General features: G+C 29.1%; 23 protein-coding genes. All 23 read right to left on the reverse strand.

What is annotated here, in order from left to right; all coding sequences use genetic code 11:
• Positions 1-87: 87 nt before the first annotated feature.
• The 23 genes from ABFY81_RS04610 to ABFY81_RS04720 all read right to left on the reverse strand — a co-directional run bounded on the left by ABFY81_RS04610 (position 88) and on the right by ABFY81_RS04720 (position 13,749).
• The gene (locus ABFY81_RS04610; protein ID WP_174742615.1) at positions 88-402 is read right to left on the reverse strand and encodes a hypothetical protein; all 315 of its coding nucleotides are present in this window, start codon (positions 400-402) and stop codon (positions 88-90) included.
• A gap of 386 nt (positions 403-788) precedes the next feature.
• Positions 789-1,055 (reverse strand): hypothetical protein, encoded by a 267-nt coding sequence (locus ABFY81_RS04615; protein ID WP_347913155.1) that lies wholly within the window; start codon positions 1,053-1,055, stop codon positions 789-791.
• Positions 1,056-1,149: 94 nt separating this feature from the next.
• Positions 1,150-1,575: a hypothetical protein gene (locus ABFY81_RS04620; RefSeq protein ID WP_347913156.1), complete on the reverse strand. Its 426-nt coding sequence runs from the start codon at positions 1,573-1,575 to the stop codon at positions 1,150-1,152.
• Between the two features lie 120 nt (positions 1,576-1,695).
• Positions 1,696-2,130: an SMI1/KNR4 family protein gene (locus ABFY81_RS04625; RefSeq protein WP_347913157.1), complete on the reverse strand. Its 435-nt coding sequence runs from the start codon at positions 2,128-2,130 to the stop codon at positions 1,696-1,698.
• 38 nt (positions 2,131-2,168) lie between these two features.
• Positions 2,169-2,699 carry an SMI1/KNR4 family protein gene (locus ABFY81_RS04630; RefSeq protein ID WP_347913158.1) on the reverse strand — a complete coding sequence of 177 codons (531 nt, stop codon included), beginning with the start codon at positions 2,697-2,699 and terminating at the stop codon, positions 2,169-2,171.
• A 137-nt stretch (positions 2,700-2,836) separates the two neighbouring features.
• A complete protein-coding gene (locus ABFY81_RS04635) occupies positions 2,837-3,241 on the reverse strand; it encodes a hypothetical protein (protein ID WP_347913159.1) in 405 nt (134 codons plus the stop codon).
• A 128-nt stretch (positions 3,242-3,369) separates the two neighbouring features.
• Positions 3,370-3,894 (reverse strand): ankyrin repeat domain-containing protein, encoded by a 525-nt coding sequence (locus ABFY81_RS04640; protein ID WP_347913160.1) that lies wholly within the window; start codon positions 3,892-3,894, stop codon positions 3,370-3,372.
• 69 nt (positions 3,895-3,963) lie between these two features.
• Entirely contained in the window at positions 3,964-4,401 is a 438-nt protein-coding gene (locus tag ABFY81_RS04645) for a hypothetical protein (protein WP_347913161.1), read from the reverse strand.
• A gap of 134 nt (positions 4,402-4,535) precedes the next feature.
• Positions 4,536-4,910, reverse strand: a complete 375-nt coding sequence (locus ABFY81_RS04650; protein WP_347913162.1) for an immunity 22 family protein — start codon at positions 4,908-4,910, stop codon at positions 4,536-4,538.
• A gap of 40 nt (positions 4,911-4,950) precedes the next feature.
• The gene (locus tag ABFY81_RS04655) at positions 4,951-5,385 is read right to left on the reverse strand and encodes a hypothetical protein (protein WP_347913163.1); all 435 of its coding nucleotides are present in this window, start codon (positions 5,383-5,385) and stop codon (positions 4,951-4,953) included.
• A gap of 69 nt (positions 5,386-5,454) precedes the next feature.
• Positions 5,455-5,613 (reverse strand): hypothetical protein, encoded by a 159-nt coding sequence (locus tag ABFY81_RS04660; RefSeq protein ID WP_347913164.1) that lies wholly within the window; start codon positions 5,611-5,613, stop codon positions 5,455-5,457.
• Positions 5,613-5,972, reverse strand: coding sequence for an ankyrin repeat domain-containing protein (locus tag ABFY81_RS04665; protein WP_212749429.1), 360 nt, complete (start codon positions 5,970-5,972; stop codon positions 5,613-5,615). Before ABFY81_RS04665 ends, ABFY81_RS04660 begins: the two co-directional genes overlap by 1 nt.
• A gap of 106 nt (positions 5,973-6,078) precedes the next feature.
• On the reverse strand, positions 6,079-6,534 hold the full coding sequence (locus ABFY81_RS04670) for a hypothetical protein (protein ID WP_347913165.1): 456 nt from the start codon (positions 6,532-6,534) through the stop codon (positions 6,079-6,081).
• Positions 6,535-6,622: 88 nt separating this feature from the next.
• A complete protein-coding gene (locus ABFY81_RS04675; RefSeq protein WP_347913166.1) occupies positions 6,623-7,075 on the reverse strand; it encodes a hypothetical protein in 453 nt (150 codons plus the stop codon).
• Between the two features lie 366 nt (positions 7,076-7,441).
• A complete protein-coding gene (locus ABFY81_RS04680; RefSeq protein WP_347913167.1) occupies positions 7,442-7,816 on the reverse strand; it encodes a hypothetical protein in 375 nt (124 codons plus the stop codon).
• Between the two features lie 103 nt (positions 7,817-7,919).
• On the reverse strand, positions 7,920-8,378 hold the full coding sequence (locus ABFY81_RS04685; RefSeq protein ID WP_228142568.1) for an immunity 22 family protein: 459 nt from the start codon (positions 8,376-8,378) through the stop codon (positions 7,920-7,922).
• 312 nt (positions 8,379-8,690) lie between these two features.
• Positions 8,691-9,215, reverse strand: a complete 525-nt coding sequence (locus tag ABFY81_RS04690) for a DUF4303 domain-containing protein (protein ID WP_317809952.1) — start codon at positions 9,213-9,215, stop codon at positions 8,691-8,693.
• Positions 9,216-9,537: 322 nt separating this feature from the next.
• Positions 9,538-9,936: a hypothetical protein gene (locus tag ABFY81_RS04695; RefSeq protein WP_068611486.1), complete on the reverse strand. Its 399-nt coding sequence runs from the start codon at positions 9,934-9,936 to the stop codon at positions 9,538-9,540.
• A gap of 256 nt (positions 9,937-10,192) precedes the next feature.
• A complete protein-coding gene (locus ABFY81_RS04700) occupies positions 10,193-11,032 on the reverse strand; it encodes an ADP-ribosylglycohydrolase family protein (RefSeq protein WP_068611487.1) in 840 nt (279 codons plus the stop codon).
• Positions 11,033-11,448: 416 nt separating this feature from the next.
• On the reverse strand, positions 11,449-11,814 hold the full coding sequence (locus ABFY81_RS04705; protein ID WP_347913168.1) for a hypothetical protein: 366 nt from the start codon (positions 11,812-11,814) through the stop codon (positions 11,449-11,451).
• Positions 11,815-12,002: 188 nt separating this feature from the next.
• Entirely contained in the window at positions 12,003-12,554 is a 552-nt protein-coding gene (locus ABFY81_RS04710) for a DUF1629 domain-containing protein (RefSeq protein WP_347913169.1), read from the reverse strand.
• Between the two features lie 19 nt (positions 12,555-12,573).
• On the reverse strand, positions 12,574-12,999 hold the full coding sequence (locus ABFY81_RS04715) for a tetratricopeptide repeat protein (protein ID WP_227602354.1): 426 nt from the start codon (positions 12,997-12,999) through the stop codon (positions 12,574-12,576).
• A 240-nt stretch (positions 13,000-13,239) separates the two neighbouring features.
• Entirely contained in the window at positions 13,240-13,749 is a 510-nt protein-coding gene (locus tag ABFY81_RS04720; protein WP_347913170.1) for an ankyrin repeat domain-containing protein, read from the reverse strand.
• Positions 13,750-13,780: the final 31 nt, after the last annotated feature.

Raw genomic sequence — 13,780 nt, forward strand, 5'->3', positions numbered from 1 at the left:
TAAATAATGGTATATATAATCTATTTCCCAAGCTACTTTCGATTGTAAAATATCATCTTAATAAAATGCATAGAGCATCTTAAAATATTATTTCAATTTAGTGAGATCGTACAAATCAGCCAGCTCTCTAGCAATTTTTCTCCCTTCAATCTTCTCACCCTTATCAAAAGCATCAATCATTTCTTGAAGTTTAATTTCAACATAATTGGCTTTCACTGGGTCTTTTTTAATTTTTGATCTAATTTCAGACCACAATTCTCTTAAGTCCTTTATTTCTTCTTCATGAATGGATTCTTGGGTAGGAAAGTACTCAAGTCGCCATTCGTTATAGTCATCTGGAGCACAATGCGCTAGTGTCATAAGGGAATCTTCTAATTCACCTAATTTTTCTTTTAACGTCATTTTTGTAATCCCCTAAGAATCTTTACTTAATTTATAAATTGAATTTACAATCATGAGATTAGTATAGTCTAAAATATTAGTAGGTATGCTAGAAGATTATTTAAATCCTACCGATGAAAATAATACACCTCTTTGTTAAAGAGGACGAGTTAGTATCATCAAGAATGAAGTGCGAATTACTATAATTCACTCCTAGTAATATTATCAATTTAAGTTATTATTATTCGATATGAGTAATAATCATATTATTTTATAAATGCGCGTTATAATTCAAAAAATTACCTACTACATGTTCTGGACCCATTGTACAAAAGCAATTACATCCATGAATAATTACATCAAAATTTCTATTTTTTCTAAATCAATAAGATCACCATTGATGATATTTAACTTAAATTCTGCCTTACTGCATGATTCCATATCTCATCAAACTCAGCTTTTGATATAGAAATTGCACTCTCATCAGCCTCTCCAAACTCTGGCTGATCTGTAAAATCATATTGTTCATGAAAATATTCTTTAGGAGTTGCCCAATAAAAAATTCCTTCAAAAACACTAACATGACGGATTATCAATCCTTTTTCCACTTCACAATAGAACGTTCCTTCTATTCCATCATGCGATTCTGTGTACGTCTTAAAATATTCATTCATGGTAATACTTTCCCACACCTAACAATACGTTAAAAAATAGCTAAAAAATCAAAAGAGCCCAGTACAAATGAAATATATTATAATTATCCCAAGCTTATAATATTTCGTTTGGTGGTAAAATTTTATATCCCGAATTAATTACTTCACTACCCCAGATCTCAAACATCAAACCATAAATACTCTTAAAAAAATCTCTAGGTTTTTCAATTTTCCAATTATAAGGAAAATAAAAGCATGTTTCATCATCAGAATCTAATAATTCAGCGAAGTTATAATTCTCAGTCAGTAAAGCTTTCTCTAATGAGAGCATAACTACTGCTTTATGATGAACATTATACTTTTTATTTTTTACTTTAAAAAAATACTCATTAAATAAGGGTTTCATTTGAGTAAAGTCATTTGGATCATATTCGGATAAGTAATTTTCCCATTCATCCCGATCATACACCTGAAAGGGAGTCAAAGCATGTGCTGGACTTGCTGAAAAATTAACAGTGCTATTCGGATACTTTAATGACATACTAAATATTTCTCTATTTTCTCGAAATTAAAGTTTTAATTACATCTACAACAATTTCAAATTTTATATTTATCTTAATATCAATCACAAAGGTAATTAAAACATTTATGAATATATCAATCACTCATGTAAAAGCTCCAAAAAATCTTTAAAATTATTTGAAATTGGATATATTTCCGACAAGAAGCTATCAAGTAAAATTATTTTAGGCGATGTTTTTGTTTCTCGATAATCAAAACAAATCAAGAAATCTCCAGCATCTCTTGCAAATGGTAAAATACCTTTAGGAATTATAGAATTATCAATTGCATACCATAAGAATGAACCATACTCATGTGATTGAGTTAGAGGAAAAAAATCACTTATACATGTTTCATCATCACCGTAATAAAAAGAACCAACCTCTATATATGCAGGGTTTGCATATTCAACTAAACTTTTATACAAGAAGGGAAATTCAATATTCAAAATAGATTCAATCTTTAAAATTTCATCTAAATTTAAATTTTTAGGTCCTCTTAAACCAAAATCAGACCAACTTTTAGATAAAGTCATAGTTTATTCTCCATCAATATATCGACTTATTATTTAGGTTAAATATCAACCAATCTACTTTTAAGATCATTAACCTCTTCAACATTATAATCAATCATTGCTAAAAAAAATTCATTAAAATTTTTAAAAATTTCAATTTCCTCTCCAGCATACCAAATTACTTCCCCAGCTATTGATGAATTAGGTTTACCTATTAAAAAAATATCTTTATCAATTAAAGTAGCTGCTATTGGCATCAAATCAGTTCTACGAATACCTTTTTTAGAAAGATATGTAATATCGATTATATTTAATAAATCCAATGCATATTGCTTTTTTTCTCCTTCCATTAAATCTGTCAGACCAAATAAATCCACATATTGATAAAAGCCTTTCCATCCATTTGCATATAAAAGAAAGCTCTTATAAAATTTATCAATTTCCTCACCCAATATAATTTCAGTTTTTATAATATCATCTATTGTTGCAGCTAATTCAGGTAAATAATAAGGCCAAATTTTACTAGTATCTGCCTCATACAAAGAATTTTTCACAAGAGCCAATCTTGCTATTTTCTGAGTCCAATCCATTACATTTCTCAACCAATTAAAATATAAAATTATTTCATTTAGAATATTAAAGTTAAGCTAGCAATAAAATATGAATAATAGAAAAAATCATAAAAATTATTTAGAGCTGATGTTTTTTTCAAATCAAAATAATAAAATTATTTTTTCTTATAAAAAACCTCATTGACCAACTTAAAATCACCATCTTTAAATTCATACTCTTTTATATAACTTAAAGCTTCTACCTCTGATCGATATAATAAAAAAATATTAGATTCAGCTTCATTTAACAATTTATTAAATATATTATCCATTTCAGGTATTCCATTTATTTCCATAATCCACTCAACATGCTTATGATCCGGGTAGTTCCAATCATCTTCACATGGATTAAAATTTTGAAAAAGCCTACACTTACCATTACCACCAATTTTTGCTAAAAAATAATCTCCCCAAAAGGAACTATCATGAGGTATAAATACAATTCCCAAAATTTTACTTAATTTTGAAACCATATCGTTTTCATTATCATAACTCACACCATAGTAATCAAATTTTTTCATAATAAAATTTTATCTAAAAATATAAAAACCATATATATTAAATATTATTATAAAGTAAGATACAATTAGATATTTTATTTTTATTCAAAACAAGTAAATTTAAAAAAATATAGAAAATTTACACTACATTATAATAGATGATCTTGTTTCTTCAAAGAGTGCAAATAGTTAGCTATTTCTCTTTCAGCTAGCTCTAAAGCAAATGCTTCAGCATCAAGGTTCTCTGCATAATCTCCAGTATATGCCACTCTATAATTTACACCATGCTTAATCAAAATTTTAACAATATCAAGATTTCCACGATAAATTGCAGTAAACAAAGGATTTTTTCTAGAATCTGATGTTATTATCTCCATATTTAAATTCAAAAAATATTGAATAATTTCAATATTTTCCTTATTAACTGCTTGACTTAGAGCATTACCACGGAGGGGTCCACCTTGTTCATTAATATCAACTCCTGCTGACACCAAGTATACAATAATATCTTTACGATTATGTAAAGCAGCGTCATGCAGCCAAGTACCGAAAGGAGTTTTAAAATTTAAAATTCCTAAATGCCTATGATCTTTTAATAACTTTATAGCTAACTCATTATTACCATCTCTAATTGCACTATGGATATTCTTAGCAATTATCTTTAATTCATCCATTTCTTAACTCTTTTATTAGCTGTCACATCTACTATTTTACATTTTAACTCTATTGCTTCCCAAATTATATTAAAGCACTATATCTTGCACTCCTACCTCAACAATTTTCTCATTTATAACTAAGACACCTATACCAAGCTCTGGATCAAATATAGAATCAAAAATAAATCCTAATTTTCTATCCTCCCCTATTTCAGTATGTATAATTTTCAAACCTTTTAAAATAACTATTTTTTTAATACTTTCCAATTCAGCAATCTGAAAGTTTTCATAACAATACTTTTTGATCTCTTTTTCAACATTATCCAAAATATTTTTTTTGTTTAACTCAAAATGAATAAAAGTATCTCTTTGATTTTGAGTGATATCACTACCATCATCTTCATATGTATAAACATTTAATTCAATTGGATATAATGTATGAAATATTTCTATTTCATATGGACGCAACCAAAGTAGCTCCTTATTATACAACTCTCCAAAAACTTTATCATTTAAAGTTCCCACTTTAAAACTCCATTTATATCCATTAACTAATATCTCAGCGCAAATACAAAAGTAACTTTTAATTACCACGCTATATCTATTTTTATTTTGAATTAATAAAACTTCAAAATATAGCATCTATATTAAATAAAAAATTACGGTTTTTTATAAGGCAATGTACCTAAAAATTGAACCTTCCCTACACTTTTTTGATTTAATTTATATGCAAAATTATAAATTAGAATTATACAATTAATGGGAAACAATAATTTTATATCTTTTAATTTTAGTTCTTCCAAAATTTGTTCATCGTAGGAAAACCCATTGAAAGCTAATTCTAAATTATTAGTAAAATCAAAGAAACTTTTCTCAACAAAATCCTCATCAATAAAATCAATCTGGAATTCATCTGTAAATAAAGATCCTACAAAATCACCATCTAATGAATATCGATTTAAGACATAGTTATCTAAGTCACAAGAAGAATCTAAATTCCCCACCCAAATAGATATATAATTATCTTGCTGCATTTAACAAATCCTGTCTAATTTAAATAGCATATAGAAAAAGTTAAAAATCATTTAAACAAGGCATATCAAAACCAGCTTCTTTAAGGTCATTTCCCCAATATTTATACGCCAACTGATAAACTTCTTCAAAATAGAATCTAGGTCGCTTGAATTCCCAAGTATATGGAAGAGAAAATGTATCATAAGGATCTTCATCATTTACTAATAATGCACCAAAGTTAAAGTTTTTATCATTTAAAGCATTAACAAGAACTTTTATCATTTCAATTTTATGATCAACTGTAAACCTCAAAACTCTACCGTCATTAAAAAAGTATTTCTCTAGCAAATCATCAAGTTCTTTTGGATTATTCGGATCAAATTGGTCTAAATAGGCCCCCCATGTTTCTTCACGATCATATATATCAAAGACACCTAAAAATGCTGCAGGTGTTACTACGAAATCTATATCAGTATCAAGATGCTTCAAATTCATATAAGTTATTTAACTCCCAAAGTTACACATAAGCTATCGAATACCATACTTATTAAAGTTATCAGACTTTCATTTCAAGGAATTTAAATAGTTTGCTATTTCTATTTCTCCACGCTCTAAAGAAAATGCTTCAGCATCCATATTATTCATATAATTGCCAGTATAAGACATTTTATAGTCAATACCGTGACAAATTAATTTTTCAGCGATCGGTAAACTTCCTTTCATTATGGCACCAAATAAAGGATTTTTTCTGGTTCTGTAGTATCCATTTCAACATTTAATGACAATAAGTATTCTACTATATCAATATGTCCACTTGATGCTGCTGTATTTAAACTATTTCCCCCAAAAGTTCCCCCTTTTTTATTAGGATCCAGCCCTTCAGAAATTAGATATTGAACTATTTCTAATGCTCCACTACTAACAGCTACATGAAGCCAGCTACCAAATGGTGTATCTATAAATATTAAACTAGGAAATTCGTTAAATATCTTTTTTAAATTAATTAAATTATGATTTTTAATAGCATTTCTAATTAAAATATTATTTTCTTGATTTTGTCGAATGATATTGGACTTATGCATATAACTTCACTTACGAATCATTGAAAAAGTGTTATGTAATTGAGAAAAACTGACTCATCTCAGCCGGTGCTTTTGCATTACAGATAAGACGCCAGAACCTCATCATTCAAATAAAATATTCTTGTACATTAATAGTTTTAACACATTTATCAACTATCAAGACGCCTATCCCCAGCTCTGGTTCGAAAGTTGCTTCAAACATAAAAACTATTTCACCATTAGGTAAAAAGTATAATTGATCCCAATCAAAGACTTTCCTCAAATCAGAAACCATTTGGATGTAAGGCACCATTCCATCATCAGGTAAATCTTGATATATTTTAGCTCTATTTAATTTATAATAATTAAATAGAGCTTCCTCTATTAACGTCATATAGACTAAAGAATTATCAATAAATTCATTGTAAGCTCGCTCTTGAGCATTTGTAATATCATTAGCTTCGTAACCAGCAAGAGTAAAAGTAATTTCTTTTGACTCTCTAAAAATTATATATTTTTTATGCTCGATTAAATTCAGATTAGAATCCATAAAACCAAATGGCTCTATACTTTGTAAACCCATTTTCTACACCCGCAATTATTTCAGTTTTTTAATCATACTTAAACCATAATATCGGCAAATAATTTTAGTAACTAGACCTGATTCAAAATTAAGGAAAATCAATCTCAATTTTAATACCAAGTAAATTTTCTTTTCCATGTTTAATTATTATATTTTCAAACTCTTCTACAACATTACATACTGTATTAAACTGCTCGAAATTAAAATATTGGGGTAATCCATCATCAATGGAATACTCTTGAATATTCTCATTTGATATACAAATCTCACTTTTATTTGCCAATGGTGGTCTCACCCAAATAAATTTATCATTAATTGACATATCCGGTAACTCTTGATCAACCGGCTGATATTTCCCCAAAATAAAACTACTTATTAGCTCTTTTAACTCCAAAAGAGGTCTACCACGCAATTCCCATATAGCATCACAAAGTGTCACGGTTATGGCCTCATTTTCACGTCCCGTTTCATCAATACAATAGACTCTTGGATATATAGATTTATTACTTAATAAAATTAATTCTGCTACTATTTTCTTCACTGTTATACTCTGAATAAACTTGATACAAAGTCATAGCTTCATGATTTAGTTTAAAAATTTGTCTGATAGTTTACTAGTCTCGCCTCCATAGATGTGATACCAGCTCTAAAACTTCCATTCACTTCTATCAGACTCATTGCACGTTAAGTATGAGCCTAGTGCCATGTAAAAGGGATTTTAAAAATATAAACAATTATTCACCTTTCGGAAAAATTAATATTAGCCAATGTGCTAAATCAATTTATTAAAGAGCTTGCTGATGAGTTTTTCTCAAACTTCACACAATAAAATGGAAACCAACATCGTCCGAAGCACCACCCTAACCAATTTCTTCTAGTTGATGCTAAAGGTAATATTTTTGCACAACTATATAATGCCTTCAGGTACTCCAGTCCCACCTGCTAATTTACTAATTTTCCAACGATTCATATCTTGGTATTCAAAATTAATTTCATAGTCAAATTTTGCATCTATCACCAGTAGAAATACTCCTTTAATTTTACCTAAGGCTGCTAGTAATTCTTGACCTTGCATATTCATAGGATGAAAGAAATCTTTATACTTCAAGACATCTATTATTTCTACGCCAGTTTCAGACACGAATGATGCTTTAAGTTCTGCGACTGAATTATTACAGGAAAATCTTAAGTATGCTTTTTCCCACTGTGGTTCAACACCCATCATGAGCGTTATAAATTTTTTTGCAATCTCAACAACTAGTGAACTTGCAACATTATTCATCATCATTTCATTCTTCTAATATAAATTTGCTGAGGAGCATTATTAAAGAGCCGGCTAAATGAATCACCACACCTTGTGTATATCTGATAGTAAAATTAACCAATCAACTCTCTACTGAATATTTAAAGCTACCTATAAAAATAGGATCTTTTGCAATACTTCTCCTAACTTTAGAAGGTTTATAAGAAAAATCATATTGTGCAATAACCCACCTACAATCTACTATCCCTTTTTCAAAAGCAGCACTGACTACCTCATTAATAAAAGATTTTGAATAAGATAAATCTTCAAGTAATTTATTTAAACTCACCATCTCAAAATTAAAATTATTAGTTTCCTGATCGTCAAGACGATAATACCCGACCCCGCATAAATCTTGCAAGATATCTAAATCTGTATCTACACCTTCACCAAATATTCCTGCCCAAATTGATACAGTTCCCTCTTTTTCAAATTCTTGACTGTAGTAATCATTTTCATCAGAATAATCATTTATACTCACTAAAATATCCCCTAAATAATAATGAAAGAAAGACTCAAAAAGCAGATGAATATCTATCATAATTGTATTTAATTATAATAAAATTTCCTACAATCAAATCTGTTATCATTTGAAACTTGACAATATAAAGTCTAAAAAATTCAGAGGTGCCTCATCAAAGTAACTCAGTTAATTCTAAAACAGGAATGATAGACCCTGCCGTTGAATTCCTAATTCGCTTTTCAATTTAGCATGTAATGGTTTTAGTGAATTGGGATACAGCCACTACACTAAGCTGTACAGAGTGTTCTTCTCAGCAATTGTAAAACTAACCTATTGTTCTGATAAAAAACACTATATTATTGGACAGTAGAATCGACGAAATAGATGTTGTTATTGTAACGTCTTTATCCACTCATTAAATTGCTGTGAAGCATCATTACTATTTAACAATTCTATCCATTCATGCTCGTTACTATTTATCGCATCAGAAATAGTAAAGACTATGACACCATTCCTATCCATATCACAAAAAAATCCCTCGTCTTTCAAACTCTTAAGTGCCAATATGCAGGATTGATATACATCGAACTTAAACTGATCATATTCATCTGAAGACTTAATTAATTTAGATTTAGCTCTTAAATATGTAGAAATCTCGTTAAAACTCTCACCCCCCTTAGATTCATGGCTCCACTCACTTGGACTCCATCTATAGTATTCTTTATCATCAGGATCATTTTCTATCATTTTATTTAAATGAATACAGCTATTTTGTGCTGGACAGATTGTGATTGCATCTGTATCAGAATATAAGCCATAAGCACAAAAATTTATATCAGGCTGCTCTTGTCTTACAGAGTTAAAAGCCTCTATTGCTGCTTCTTTAATTTTTTCTATAACAAATTTTTTATCCAATATATTCTCCAATATATAAAAGTTAGAATTCGATTGTTATAAAGAATATTAATAATACCACTTTTCAAGTATATTTTACTCTAGAAAAGAGCATCAATTAAATTCCAGCTAGAATCATGATTTATATCTGACTTAGCCAGTAAATAAATATTTAATATTTTAAAAATTCTAGCCTTGTGCTCCAATAAATGAGTTTAAACATCGTGATTTAAATCAGATTATAAAATTAAAGACCTTATCTTTAAAATAATTACTTTAACTCAGTAATACCTTTCAAATGAAATTTTACAGAAGAAAACTACATATTAAATTAGACAATAACTCAACCATAATTTAAAGGATTTAGGATAGCGATCACTGTTACAGGCTCCTCTTCGAAAATTCTACCAACAGACCAAGCACTCTCACGTATTTCCCAACGCAGCTGAGTCTTTTGTAAAGCTTCTAAGATTTCATTCTTTATATTAATCATGTGTAATGGTCGATTTGCCATCCCTCCCATAAGACAATAAATTGAAATCTCTACTGCCTCTATATCTTTAAAAGAAACAAAACCATCAGGCCCTTCTAAATAATTTTCGATAGAGATTGTTAACATTTGCCCCCATCTACCTTTCTCAACCGAAGAATCTTGCTTCCGAACTATATGGACCCAACAATCCAATTCTGCTCTTAGTCTGCATAGCGAAGACCAATATAATTCTGTTTTATCAATTGTCACTTCATTAACCTTTTTTCATTTAGATAAGTTAAGTATTCAACGTTTTGACCATAATTTACATTGGTCTTAACCAACAAACCCTACTTAATGTTTTAAAGAAAAGTCCATACTGGCGCCCTGTGACTAATTTTGAACGCCGCAGTCTGGATCAGATCATAAAATTAAAGATCTTATCTTCAAAAAATTAAGTAAAGAACGTATTTTTTGATTAAAGTTATAGCTTTAAATTTTAAAAATCAACAATATAACCTCATGATTATATTAAATTTTCTACAAAAAAATTTTTCTCTAAATCTTGTAAAAAAGATATTCCGTATTTATCTTCATTTAAATTATTATAAAGCTGAATAGGTAAATCTTTTCTGTATTCTGTAAAACATGTGGCTAAACCAACAGCTATCGCTGCAACGCTATCAGTGTCTCCACCAAGATTAATACATGACTTTAGAAGCCCACTTAAAGAACTATGATTTAATAAACACGTCATCGCTGCACTGACAGTGTCATATGCATTTAAAGATACTCTACCTTTCCAATTATAATCCCAATTTCCATATTGCTCTGACTCTAGAAAATTCCTTAACTCCCTAATAGAACCTTTTTGATGAACTCCAAAATGAGCAGCTAACGCGACAGCACAACTTGATTGAATTCCTATGGGTGAATCATGTGTAACTTGTGCTTGCAATTTTGCTAAGGTGATTACATCTTCTTTATTTTTTAGAAAGCCAATAGGAACTGAACGCATTGCAGCTCCATTTCTTTCACTTGTCGGAATTATTAATTCAAGTAATTCTTTGCTAGACTCCACTTTGCTTAATAAATTGAAGAAACCTTCTGAATACCCTAATCTCACATCTCTTTTAAAGCATTCTATAAATTTTGAAGCTATATTTTCTTTATTCCATTCTTGACCTGATAATATGAACTCTACTATCGCAATCGACATTTGAGTATCATCTGTATACTTGCCTAAAATATCGTATAGCTCATGCTTGCTATATAGTTCTAGATTATTCTGTGAAATAATTTTTTCTTCACTGCAAAACTCAAAGCCTGCACCGTAAGCATCCGCAATAGCAATTTCAGTCAACATAAGAATTAAGTCTCTTTAAATGAAAATAGTCTTTTATTAAATTATCGAAAACTACAGATTCTGGTTCATTTTTTGCACTTTCTTCAAGTATTAAAACTTCCAAGAGTGCTGCTTTGAACTCGTTGTCATGATAGAACGATTCAAATAATTTCTTAGATAGAAATACTTTCACTTATAATAACCTATCTTATGCATTAATCTGAAAATATTTTTAAGATATCGATCTTCATTTAATTCGTATTTATAAAAATTTGTATAAACAATTTCTTTAAGAGCTTAGTCAAAAATAATTAACAAAATAGGATTCCTAACTTAATCCTATTTTCTAAAGTATCAGAAAAATTCAACCAATTAATTTAATCAACCTTAAAAGATTATACGACCTTTACACCTATAATTAAAATCCATTATCATATTTAATTCAGCTCAGATAAAGCATCTAATTTTGCTCTATATTCATCCGTTTTATTATCTAGAAGTGGTGTATCTTTATAGTAGAATTGAGTTATATATTTACCATCCTTATTAACAACCACACTAAAACCAGTCCATATATCTTTATTTTTTTCAGAATCTATGAATAGTTCATCTACTGCATCATCTAACTCAACAGATATACTTAAAGCTGGACCATTAGAAGCATCATAAAGCTTTTCATCCTGTCCTACCCAACATCTACTAATCGAAGCATCACGCAAACCAATTTCCATATCAGGTAATCGTTCTGTATAATATACAATCTTTGACCAATTAGCTGGAGCTGAATAAATAATTTCATTCACAACAATATTGACCAATTCAGCTTTTTTTTAAAAATTCATATTTAGCCTATTATTGTCGAATATCACATCAATTCTACTTAATAAGAAGATATTTAAATTATCTCTTAATTCTAAGCTAACTACTCAATACTTTTTATAAATATGCATAGTAAGTACTGCACAGTTTCACACTGAGAGACTTTTCAATCCTACCATTTCCAATCATCAATCTTAATAAATCTCACCCCTGTACAACCTAAACTTTTTATTAAGTCACTTAATGAATCATGTACTAAGATTATGTTATTAAATGTTTTATCAACTCCAAATAAGACTTCATTTTTAGCCTTATCTACATCAACAACAAGTTTATAAATTTCATCAATATAGCCTTCTTCTTCTATATACTGTGAATGTTCTTTATTAATACAATCAATTTTTTTTAATAAGTTTACAAAAAAGTATTTAGTTTGTATAGGAATACCATTTGGTTTATATAGCTTTATTGGAAAGTATTCTGCACTTACCTGTTTTGTTTCTAAAATATCTTTTAGCTTACTAGAAACTATAAAAAGTGAACCTACATGAAAATAGTCTGCTGGTTCATATTCTTCGATTAAATCAATATTTATCTTGATATTTTTATCAGAGATTGGTTCACCCTTTGTAAGTTTAATTTCCTTTAATACACTAATATCTCTAATGGTTCCACGCGTATAATAAATTTCATTATCAAAATCTGCTTTCCAAACGCTATACATTTTTGACCTTAAGGTTATATTATATAACAATTTTTGTTTCTAAAAAGTCTAAATACTTAGGATCATCTTCCAAAAGTATACCTAACCCTCCTCCCATATAAGCTCGTGTTAATTCATCAGCTGATTCATCAAAGCTACCTTCTTCAAAATAAAGCTGTCCAAGACGAAGATGAATATAAGGATTTCCCAGCCCTTGTGGACACTGAACTGCATTGTAAAAGCACTTAAAGGCTTGTTCATAATTTTTAAGGTGAAAATACATATCTCCCATTGCAACATATATCCACGTTGCTGCTTCCCACTCTCTATGGTCGCTTGGAAGTAATTTTAAAGAATCAATATAATTTTTCTTTGCTTCCTCAACATTTCCGTGCTTAACAAGCTCATCGCCTCGTTTACATAAAAAGGTAATTTCTTCGTGAATTTCATTGGGTAACTGCTTCATAATTACTACTTGCTATCTTAACCACTAGGTTTATTTTAAAGAAAATTTCCTACTTAAGTTCTTCCACTTGCAAACACTGAATCTAAAATATTAACTGGGTTTTAATGAATTTTACTGATATCTATTTCAAAAAATAATAAACACATCTAATTTTATCACTTTAAGCTCAGTTGAAGATATATATACTTTAAATATATTACTATTGAATATGAGATACTTTTTAATTTATTGCATCTAATCTTACTGCTTCAAAAAATTCAAATAACTAGCTATTTCTTTTTCTCCACGTTCCAAGGCGAATGCTTCAGCATCCATATTATTCATATAATCACTCGTATAAGAAATTTTATAATCTATACCCCGAAATATTAAAATCTTAACTATAGTTAAATTTCCCACATAAATTGCCGTAAAGAGCGAATTATGTTCGGACTCATCGATTATCATTTCAACATTTAAGTCTAATAAATAATTAATAAGATCTATATGCTGACTTTTTACTGCTTCATTTAAAGCATTTCCTCCTAAAATCCCTCCTCTTTCATTTATATCAACTCCTTTATTAACCAAATACTCTACTAAAATTTGACGACCATGAGCAGAAGCATCATGCAACCATGTTCCAAAAGGGGTCTTGTAGCTAAGAATGCCTAGTTTTTCATTAACGTTTAATAGCTTTATAGCTAAATCAATATCATTACCTTTAATAGCATAATGTATTTCTCTAGCAATAGATTTCAAATCATTCACTTTTCGCTCTCTATGTTTCCTTTTCTACCCA

It is taken from the genome of Acinetobacter sp. WA-87 (assembly GCF_039938935.1).
Lineage (GTDB): Bacteria > Pseudomonadota > Gammaproteobacteria > Pseudomonadales > Moraxellaceae > Acinetobacter > Acinetobacter seifertii.